General features: G+C 43.7%; 10 protein-coding genes. 1 reads left to right on the forward strand and 9 read right to left on the reverse strand.

The annotated features are described in order from the left end of the window. Nucleotides 1-90: 90 nt before the first annotated feature. Nucleotides 91-711: a lytic transglycosylase domain-containing protein gene (locus tag JU57_RS04945; protein WP_037957693.1), complete on the forward strand. Its 621-nt coding sequence runs from the start codon at nt 91-93 to the stop codon at nt 709-711. Here JU57_RS04945 and JU57_RS04950 read toward each other — a convergent pair. The 9 genes from JU57_RS04950 to JU57_RS14030 form a co-directional block, all read right to left on the reverse strand. After that, on the reverse strand, nt 706-1,353 hold the full coding sequence (locus JU57_RS04950; RefSeq protein ID WP_037957695.1) for a response regulator transcription factor: 648 nt from the start codon (nt 1,351-1,353) through the stop codon (nt 706-708). The genes JU57_RS04945 and JU57_RS04950 overlap by 6 nt on opposite strands. Then, complete coding sequence (locus tag JU57_RS04955; RefSeq protein WP_037957697.1) at nt 1,350-3,200, reverse strand: ABC transporter substrate binding protein; 1,851 nt, start codon at nt 3,198-3,200, stop codon at nt 1,350-1,352. Before JU57_RS04955 ends, JU57_RS04950 begins: the two co-directional genes overlap by 4 nt. A gap of 82 nt (nt 3,201-3,282) precedes the next feature. After that, complete coding sequence (locus JU57_RS04960; protein WP_294875975.1) at nt 3,283-4,275, reverse strand: type II asparaginase; 993 nt, start codon at nt 4,273-4,275, stop codon at nt 3,283-3,285. Nucleotides 4,276-4,445: 170 nt separating this feature from the next. Beyond that, nucleotides 4,446-5,747, reverse strand: a complete 1,302-nt coding sequence (locus tag JU57_RS04965; protein ID WP_037957701.1) for an anaerobic C4-dicarboxylate transporter — start codon at nt 5,745-5,747, stop codon at nt 4,446-4,448. A gap of 166 nt (nt 5,748-5,913) precedes the next feature. Continuing rightward, nucleotides 5,914-7,320, reverse strand: coding sequence for an aspartate ammonia-lyase (gene aspA, locus JU57_RS04970; RefSeq protein WP_037957703.1), 1,407 nt, complete (start codon nt 7,318-7,320; stop codon nt 5,914-5,916). 180 nt (nt 7,321-7,500) lie between these two features. Beyond that, nucleotides 7,501-8,931, reverse strand: a complete 1,431-nt coding sequence (gene aspA, locus JU57_RS04975; RefSeq protein WP_037957704.1) for an aspartate ammonia-lyase — start codon at nt 8,929-8,931, stop codon at nt 7,501-7,503. A gap of 103 nt (nt 8,932-9,034) precedes the next feature. Further along, entirely contained in the window at nt 9,035-9,310 is a 276-nt protein-coding gene (locus JU57_RS04980; RefSeq protein WP_037957706.1) for a type II toxin-antitoxin system YafQ family toxin, read from the reverse strand. After that, on the reverse strand, nt 9,300-9,560 hold the full coding sequence (locus JU57_RS04985) for a type II toxin-antitoxin system prevent-host-death family antitoxin (protein WP_037957708.1): 261 nt from the start codon (nt 9,558-9,560) through the stop codon (nt 9,300-9,302). The genes JU57_RS04980 and JU57_RS04985 overlap by 11 nt, the downstream gene beginning before the upstream one ends. Before the next feature lie 64 nt (nt 9,561-9,624). After that, a complete protein-coding gene (locus JU57_RS14030) occupies nt 9,625-9,837 on the reverse strand; it encodes a hypothetical protein (RefSeq protein WP_294875972.1) in 213 nt (70 codons plus the stop codon). Nucleotides 9,838-9,898 lie beyond the last annotated feature (61 nt).

Consider the following 9,898-nt stretch of genomic DNA (forward strand, 5'->3'; position numbering starts at 1 on the left):
AGCAAACATCCAATCCAAAAAGCCTTTATAGAGAATAAAGTTTGCTTCATTTATAATGAAGCTAATTTAAGAAAAGGGGGAAAATTACAGATGTTTCGCATACTCATACTCACGTTTTTCCCTCTTGTGATGTGGGCGGCACAAGCCAATCAAGGGGAAAATATTTGGGTCAAAGTAGGGCAGATTTATGGCATTGAGCCGCGCCTTTTGTACTCTATCGCCAAGGTTGAGAGTGATCTTGACCGCTATGTGGTGGCGTTTAGCGCCGATAGGATGACGCCAGAGCAAGCTCAAAGACTGAGTACCTTTTTAAAGCAAAAAGGGATTGAGAGCAAGCAACACACGAAGGTCATTGCGATCAGGAGCAAAAACAAATATGAAGCCAGCCATGTGGTGCATTTTCTCTACACCAACAACTATCCGCGTTTTGACATGGGCATCATGCAGATTAACTCGATTCATAAGCCACTTCTTGATAAAGCCAATATCTCGTTGTACGACCTTTTTGAGCCAAAGATCAACATTCAAGTCGGAGCCTACATCTTAGCGACCTGTTTTGCGAGACACAAAAACAACAAAGATGCCATCAATGCGTACAATGGCAAGATCAATGACAATCCTTACTCCGCCAAAGTCTTTAAAGAGTTCCAAAAACTCTACAGTTCGTATCAAAAAGACAAAACCAAGCTCTATTACCGCGATCCATCATAGTTCGCCCAAGCGGTAGCCTACCTCTTTGATCATCTCTATGGCACCTTCAGGGAGTTTTTTACGCAAACGCTTAATGAGTGCGCGCATATTTAAAACACTTGTCTCTTCGCCCTCCCAGACATACTCTTCGAGTTCACTAAAAGTGATCACGCGGTGACGATCTTTGATAAAAAGGTCTAAAAACATCCCCTCTTTTTTGGCGAGTTTGATCTCTTCCATGTTTGGGTCAAACAAGCGATGGTTAGCATAGTCATACGTGTAGCCGATCCACAAAGAAATCGTCGATGTTGGCTTATGACAGAGTTTTTTCACTTTTTGAACGAGTTCATAGATGAAAAAAGGCTTTTTGAGGTAGTCATCACAGCCGATCTCGTACGACGCTTGGATCTTTTCCAGATCATGGTTAGAGCTGATGATGATGGCAGGAATCTCTTTATGGTAGATGCGAATCGTCTCTAAAATAGAGAGTCCATCGATGGATGGGACGTTGATGTCTAAGATAAAGCAGTGATACCCACGGTTGAGTGCGTCCAGTGCTCTTTCGCCATCCATAAACAGATCGACCGTGTAGCCCTCTTTGATGAGGACACTTTTGATGACATTGGCAAGGCGTTCGTTGTCTTCTAAAACCAAAATTTTCATGATATATTTCCTAGTGTAATCGAAAAGCAAGCGCCCTCTGAGGTGTTGCTTACGCGTATTTTTCCACCCATTTTATCTTCGATGATGAGCTTTGACATGTAAAGACCGATCCCATGACCACTCTCTTTGGTGGTGTAGTACGCATCAAAAATGTTGGGGAGTTTATCGATGGGGATGCCTCCGCCGTTATCTTTGATGTCGATAATGACTTTTTTGGAATGATTGTAAATGCGAATGGAGATGATCCCTCGCTTGATCTGTTTGTTCTCGCGCGTCTCTTTGATCTGATCTTTGGCGTTGTTGACGATGTTCAGCAGGGTTTGCATAAACTCATTTTTATAGCCGCTGACCATTAAATTTGTGGCATGGCTGACATCGATGCTAACATCAATGTAGTTGTATTTGATGTTATGACTGATGATTTTCATCATCGTCTCAATCGCCTCATTGACATCAAAAACCGTTCGTTGCGTGGAAGGCATAATGAATTTTTGAAAATCGTTGATCGTGTCGGTCATGTAGCGCACTTGCACCATGATGGCGTTAACATACTCATTACTCTGTTCATCGCCTTGGTCGGCGGAGCTGTAAACATGCTCTTGTGCGATGGTTGCGATCTCAACCAGTGGGTTTTTCCACTGATGCGCGATGGAAGAGAAGATTTCGCCAATTTCGGCGAGCTTGGACTGTTGGATGATGAACTGCTGGTGTTTGTTTTTTTGCAGCTCAATCGCCTTGAGTTCCTTTTCGCTGCGAATACGCATGTAGATGTTATGAATAAGCCCCAAAACTAAAAAGAGTAAAAAAGGAGAGATCAAAAAGACAGCATCGACGAATTTTCGGTGCTTGTCAAAAAACGTTAGCGGCGCATTCACAAGCTCAAATGCTTTGACACTGGCGTTGGGATAGAGCCCAAACTGTTGGATTTTTTGCACGTCAAATTGGTATTGGTACTCTATGAAACTCTTTACATGTAAAGGCGCTAGCTTTTTATCGAGCACATCGATGACCATCTCTCCTGTGATTTTCCCCACGTTTTTGACAGGAACCAGTTTCCCACCAAACGCACCTTTGCCAATGAAAAGTGTGTCGGTGATAAAAACGGGCAAAGCGCTTTTTTGAATCATCGAAGCGATTTGACTGTTTTTATACAGATTGCCGTATTTGTCGTTGTAAAAGCGGATGAAAAAAACCGCTTCTTCTTTGTTGGGTTTTGAAAAGCGCTCTTCAAGCTCTTCGAGTGTGGAAGAGCGGATATACTCGATCTCAAATTCACTGTTGTGCTCACTCATCGCTTGGCGAATGAAGGGTTCACTGTCATCGCCATTGGCGCTCGCATCGTTGACGATGTAGAGTTTTTTAAGGTCGGGCATCATTTTAGCGATCATCGGGATCGTCTCAGGAATGGCACGTCGTTCTAAAATGCCATAAATACGATCTTCCAGCCCCTCTTTTTGAACATCTTCGATCTCAAATTGTTCCAATCCTGTAAACAAAACAGGCTCATCGGTAAAAAGTTCGTGGTAGTACTTGAGAATAAAATCATACGCAAATTTGTCAACCGCAACGATGAGGTCATACTGATGATTCTTGAGTTGAAGTTTGTAGAGTTCACGCAGCTTCGCGTAGTACTCTTCGGAATTAATGCGCTTAGAGTCCATGTATAAAATGTTGGTGGTGATTTCAGGGTGGTTGTAAAAAACCTCTTCCATCCCAACAAGCACATCATCGCTCCATTGAAAGCCTCGGTGATACGAGTTAATGATGAGGATTTTTTTGTCATGCGCAACGAGGGAAGGCGTGTAAAAAAAGCTAAAAACCATTAAAAATAACAGTAATTTTTTCATCGCAATGGTCTCTTTTTTAGATCTATTATAGCATACATGTAAAGGGTTCTCCATCTCCGAAATGGGAGATGGAGAAACGCTTTTAGTACTCTAAAAACATCTTTTGAAGTGCTTTTTTATCGCTGGTTTTCGTGAGACCCAACATTAGAAGCACACGTGCTTTTTGAGGATTAAGCGTTGTGGTTGCGATGAAGCCGTATTTGGCATCGTCCACTTCGCCCTCAAGTGTGGTACTACCACTGCCGACACGACTACTACGTGCTACTACAACGCCTTTTTTAACCGCGTCCGCAAGAGCGTCTTGGGTCAGTGGGAAAGGATTGCCATTGCCCATGCCGGCATGAACGATCGCTTTTGCACCTGCGCTGACGGCTGCTTTTACCATCACATCGGTGTCATTTGGGTGGGCGTAAACGATGTCAACACGGGGTAAATCTTCCAGTTTACTCACATCAAATTCAGACGCAACGGTGTGTTTACGGGTAGGTTGCATGGAGTACTCAACATTGCCATAGTAAACGGTACCGATTTTGCCACTGTTCGGAGAGGCAAATGCGTTGACAGAACTGGTATTGACTTTGGTGACTTCACGCGCGCTGTGGATTTCATCGTTCATGACCACCACAACGCCTTTGCCTGTGGTCTCTTTGTTGATCGCAACATTAACCGCATTGAAAAGGTTCATCGGACCATCCGCACTCATTGACGTTGAAGAGCGCATAGCGGCGACAAATACGACCGGTTTTTTGCTTTTGACGGTAAGGTCTAAAAAGTATGAAGTCTCTTCAACGGTATCGGTTCCATGGGTGATAACCACACCATCGATGTCGGGTTGTGCCAAAAGCTCATTGACACGTTTGGCGAGTTTGAGCCAGACTTGGTTGGTCATCTCTTGAGAGCCAATGCTGGAGATCTGCTCACCTTTGATGGTTGCCATATCGTTGATCGCAGGAACGGCAGCCAGCAGTTTATCGACCGTAACAGCGCCTGCTGAGTAAGAGCTTTTAAGCTCAGATGTACCAGAACCTGCGATGGTTCCGCCCGTTGCTAAGATAGCAATGGTTGGTTTTGCCATGAGTGAAGAGACACCAATGAGTGTCACCATCAGTGAAGTGCGTAAAAAATTCATTCTTATGCTCCTTTGAAAAGTTGGTTTACATGTAAAAAGGATCGGCTCCCAAAAAGAGCCGATAAGAAGGCTATATTACATTCTGCCTCGAAGAGGCAAGCTTTAGCGCCAAGCGGCTATAAAATCATCCCACCGATGACAAAGGCAAAAGCAACGGAGAGTGCAATCGCCACAACACCAGGAACAATGAAGGGGTGGTTGAAGACAAATTTACCAATGCGTGTTGAGCCTGTATCGTCCATCTCGACCGCTGCAATCAGTGTTGGGTAAGTTGGAAGAACAAACAGTGCACTTACCGCTGCAAACGAAGCTACGATGGTCAGAGGTGAAACACCCAGTAATAATGCACTTGGAATGAGTGCCTTTGCCGTTGCCGCTTGAGAGTAGAGCAGGGTGCTTGCAAAGAAAAGAACGACGGCTAGCATCCATGGATAGACGTTCAGAAGATCGCCTGCAAACGCTTTGATTTCGTTGATGTGGTTTACAACAAACGTATCACCCAGCCATGCGACACCGAGAACACAAATACACGCGCTCATACCGGATTTAAACGTAGAAGAGTTCAACACTTGCGCCGTGTCAATGCGTGTAAAGGCAGAGATAAACGTAGCCGCCGCAAACATAAAGAGCATAATCGCCGCGTCACGACCTAACACGGGGTTTTTAATCAAGCCCACTTTACCGCTGATCATGGTTGCATAAGTGATAACACATAAAATCGCAACAAGGAAGATCACAACAGAGAGTTTCGCCCCTGGTTTGATCTCAATTTTGGTCGTACCTCTGGTTTTTACAAGTCCTTTAGCGAGTCTGTCTTGGTAGACTTCATCATCTTTAAGATCTTTTCCCAAGAAGTTCGCCACAACGGCTGCACACATACATGCCAGAAACGAAGAAGGGATACAGACCGCTAAAAGCTCCAAGTACCCAATGCCTTGTTTCTCCAATGCACCACTCACAAAAACAACGGCTGCTGAAATAGGAGAAGCGGTGATTGCAATTTGAGATGCAACAACCGCGATGCTTAAAGGACGAGAGGGGCGAATGCCTTGCTCTTTCGCCACTTCGGCAATAACCGGCAAGGTTGCAAACGCTGTATGACCTGTTCCTGCAAAAAATGTCATAATGTAGGTAACAACAGGTGCTAGAAACGTGATCTGTTTAGGATTTTTACGTAAAATCTTCTCCGCAATACTGACCATATAATCAAGTCCACCAGCCACTTGCATTGCGCCAATGGCTGCAATAACGGACATGATGATAAGGATTACATCAATAGGCATAGCGCCTAATTTTAAACCCATTCCCAGCGTTAAAACCAAAACGCCTACGCCACCCGCATACCCGATACCAATACTACCTAGTCTTGCACCAAAAAAGATGGCGCCAAGAACAACGATGACTTCTAACCATAACATGGAAACTCCTTTTTTACAATAGAGTTCTTTCAGAACTCTTGACACGTTTTGAAAGCAAAGCTTCCAAAACTACGTTAACACTGAGTACACTTGGGCAGAGCGCCCGCGCACCTTTGGTGCTTTGACTTCTTGAAAAACTAATTTTCAAGAAGTCGATTTTTTAACATTACTTTTTGTCGTACGTACGAGGCTTGATCATATTTTCGGGTTTGATGATGTCATCAAGCTCTGCTTTGGCTAAAAGACCGCGCGCAAGAACGATGTCATAGACTGAACCACCTGTCTCTAACGCTTCTTTTGCCACAGAGGTTGAGTTTTCATAACCGATGAAAGGATTAAGCGCTGTTACCAAACCAATACTGTTAAGAACGAGTGATTTACATCTCTCAGGATTTGCTGTGATGCCATCCACGCACGTGTAAGCCAATGCCTCAAAGGCGTTTTTCATCATATTGACGGAGTTGAAAAGGTTGAACGCGATCACAGGCTCAAAAACGTTGAGTTGGAGTTGTCCACCTTCGCACGCCATCGTTACCGCAACGTCTGTACCGATCACTTGGAAGCAGACTTGGTTTACCACTTCAGGCATAACAGGGTTGACTTTACCGGGCATAATGGAGCTACCGGGTTGCATTGCTGGTAAATTGATCTCGCCAAAACCTGTTCTTGGACCTGAGCTTAACAAACGAAGGTCATTACAAATTTTTGACATTTTGGTAGCGACACGTTTTAAAACACCCGAGATTTGTACATAAGCACCTGTATCTTGCGTGGCTTCAACAAGATCACCTGCGGTGACAAAAGGACGTCCCGTAACTTCTTGAAGTTTGCCTTCAACGGTTTTGGCATAGTCTGGATGCGCGTTGATACCTGTACCAATCGCTGTGGCACCAAGGTTCATCTCACGCATGAGTTGTTGCGCTTCGATGACACGTTGAATGTCTTCACCGATCATAACCGCATAGGTTCTGAATTCTTGCTCAAGTGTCATAGGAACCGCATCTTGCAGTTGGGTACGACCCATTTTGATGATGTCTTTAAACTCAAGCGCTTTTTTGGCAAATGAATTTTTGATGATGCTCATCGAAACGGTAAGCTCGCCTAGTTTTTCAAAAAGGGCGACACGAAGTGCGGTTGGGTACGCATCGTTGGTGGATTGAGACAAGTTCACGTCATTGTTTGGGTGAAGGTATTTGTAGTCACCTTTTTTGTGACCCATTTTTTCAAGTCCGATGTTTGCGATGACTTCGTTTGCGTTCATGTTGGTGGATGTACCTGCTCCTCCTTGGAACATATCGACCACAAATTGGTCATGGTATTGACCACCGATGATCTCATCGCACGCTTCACAAATCACATTTTTTTTGTTCTCTGCTAAAAGTCCAAGATCATAGTTCGCAAGGGCTGCCGCTTTTTTCACTTTTGCAAGGCATGCAATGAAGGTTGGGAATTTTGCAAGGGTGATACCTGTAATGTGGAAGTTTTCCGCTGCACGCGCTGTTTGCACGCCATAATAACATTCGTTCGATATTTCTTTATCGCCGATTAGATCGTGTTCTATTCTAGTTGACATTGTGTCTCCTTAAGATTTAAAGGTAGTGGAAGTTTAAACCTCCAAAGAGACTTGAAAATGACTTTTAAGAAAATAATTTAAAAAAATATTGAAAGAATAGAATTAATGTAGATAACTAAAAATGCGGTTGTAAACGCTTTACATGTAAAGAGAGAAACAGGGGAAAATCCCCCTGTTTTGTTAGAGCTTTACGAACTTACTTTTTTCAGAAAGACCGAAATTATGCGGTTGAATCATGTTCTCAGGCTTGATGATCTCATCGAGTTGCTCTTTTTCAAGCAACCCTTTGGCTAAAACGATGTCATACACCGAACCCCCCGTCTCCAACGCTTCTTTGGCAACGATGGTGGAGTTTTCATAGCCCAAATAAGGATTGAGTGCGGTGACAAGTCCGATGCTGCCCAGTACCAAGTTTTTGCAGTGCTCTTTGTTCGCCGTGATGCCATCGACGCAGGTGTACGCGAGTGCTTCAAAGGCGTTTTTCATCATATTGACCGAGTTGAAAAGATTGTAAGCGATGAGGGGCTCAAAGACATTGAGTTGGAGTTGTCCTGCTTCACACGCCATCGTTACAGCGATGTCAGTTCCTATGACTTGGAAACAGACTTGGTTCACCACTTCGGGGATAACGGGGTTGACTTTTCCAGGCATAATGGAGCTACCTGGTTGCATCGCAGGTAAATTGATCTCGCCAAAACCCGTGCGCGGACCTGAACTTAAAAGACGAAGATCGTTGCAGATTTTAGACATTTTGGTCGCGACGCGTTTCAAAACACCCGAGATTTGCACGTAAGCGCCTGTATCTTGCGTCGCTTCGATGAGATCGCCTGCTGTGATAAACGGACGCCCCGTCACCTCTTGCAGTTTAGCCTCCACGGTCTTGGCATAATCAGGATGCGCGTTGATGCCCGTTCCAATCGCCGTTGCACCCATATTGATCTCACGTACCAACTGCCTTGCTTCATGCACACGTTGGATGTCTTCGCCGATCATGACGGCGTAAGTGCGAAACTCTTGCTCCAAGGTCATAGGCACGGCGTCTTGGAGTTGGGTACGCCCCATTTTGATGACATCTTTGAACTCCGCAGATTTTTTGGCAAAGGAGTTTTTGATGATTGCCATCGACTCGCCCAACTCTCCTAGTTTTTCATAGAGTGCGACGCGAAGTGCGGTAGGATAAGCATCATTGGTCGATTGCGAAAGGTTGACATCGTTGTTGGGATGCAGGTATTTGTATTCGCCTTTTTGGTGTCCCAAAATCTCCAAACCAATGTTGGCGATCACTTCATTCGCGTTCATATTGGTCGAAGTTCCTGCTCCTCCTTGGATCATATCGACCACAAACTGGTCATGGAATTTGCCCGAAATAATAGCTTCGCACGCTTGCACGATTGCATTTTTTTTGTTTTCTGCTAAAAGTTCTAACTCAAAATTGGCTAAAGCGGCTGCTTTTTTCACTTTGGCGATGGACTCAATGAAGGTAGGAAAACTTCCTAGTGTCACGCCTGTGATGTGAAAGTTCTCCATAGCTCGCGCCGTTTGAACACCATAATAACACTCATTTGAAATCTCTTTATCGCCGATTAGGTCATGTTCGATTCTGCTTGACACGCATTTGCTCCTTGAGTTTAAGTCTCATTTTGTGGAGGCATTATAGCATTTGAGCACTGCAAAATCTTTACATGTAAAGATTACTTTTTAGTTTTGGGGAGAATTAGGAAACCTCGTCGTGCGTGCCGATGTCGAGTAAGATAATCACGTTATCAACAATTATAAAATCCATGATAATAGGGTACTCAATGTTAATCGAAATAGAGTAATACTCACTTAAATTTCCTTTGAGTTTATGAAGGCGAAGAGAAGGATGGTACGGGTTTTCTTGAAGCGTACGAATGGTCTTTTCATAACGCACTGCCATATCTTTATGGGATTGAATAAATTTGCGAAGCCGCTTTTTGTAGCTTTCGCTTAATCGGATTTCATAAGCCATTGGCGATGGCTCTTACTTCTTTGAGGTGCTCCTCAACATCTGTCGTGTACTTTCCTTCCTTAATCTCTTGCATCGTCTCGTCGTAAAGACGGTCAAGTTCCAAGGTTCGCAACTGCTTATAGCGCTCAATGTCGATGACCACATATTTGTTTTTTCCCCGCACATTGATGATGACTTCGCTTACGCTCTCGAAGAGTTTGTCAAGAAGCGTCACCCCTTTTGTTTTAATGTCATTGGCTGATACGATCATAAGAGTATCCTTAATAGTACTATTTAGCGTATTATAAAGAATACTTTTGGAAAATTGGCTGAATTTATTTACTTTTCAATGCACTTAAAATATCGCTTATTGTTATACTTGCTTCGTCTTTGATAATGCCATGATTGGTTGGTCTAAAAACATTATCAAGGATGACTTTTTTATCGTCTTGTTCAAAACCTTTGCCTTCTTGCATTATAAGTTTTTTATCGGTCTCTCCTATAAATTTTAGAAGATTCACTGAATACTTATTAATTGCATCTATCAAAGTATTTAACCCAAACTGCTAGTTGCGAAGTTGGTCTAAAAATTGCTTGAGACTCCATAAA

Origin of the sequence: Sulfurospirillum sp. SCADC (assembly GCF_000743525.1) — a bacterium.
GTDB lineage: Bacteria > Campylobacterota > Campylobacteria > Campylobacterales > Sulfurospirillaceae > Sulfurospirillum.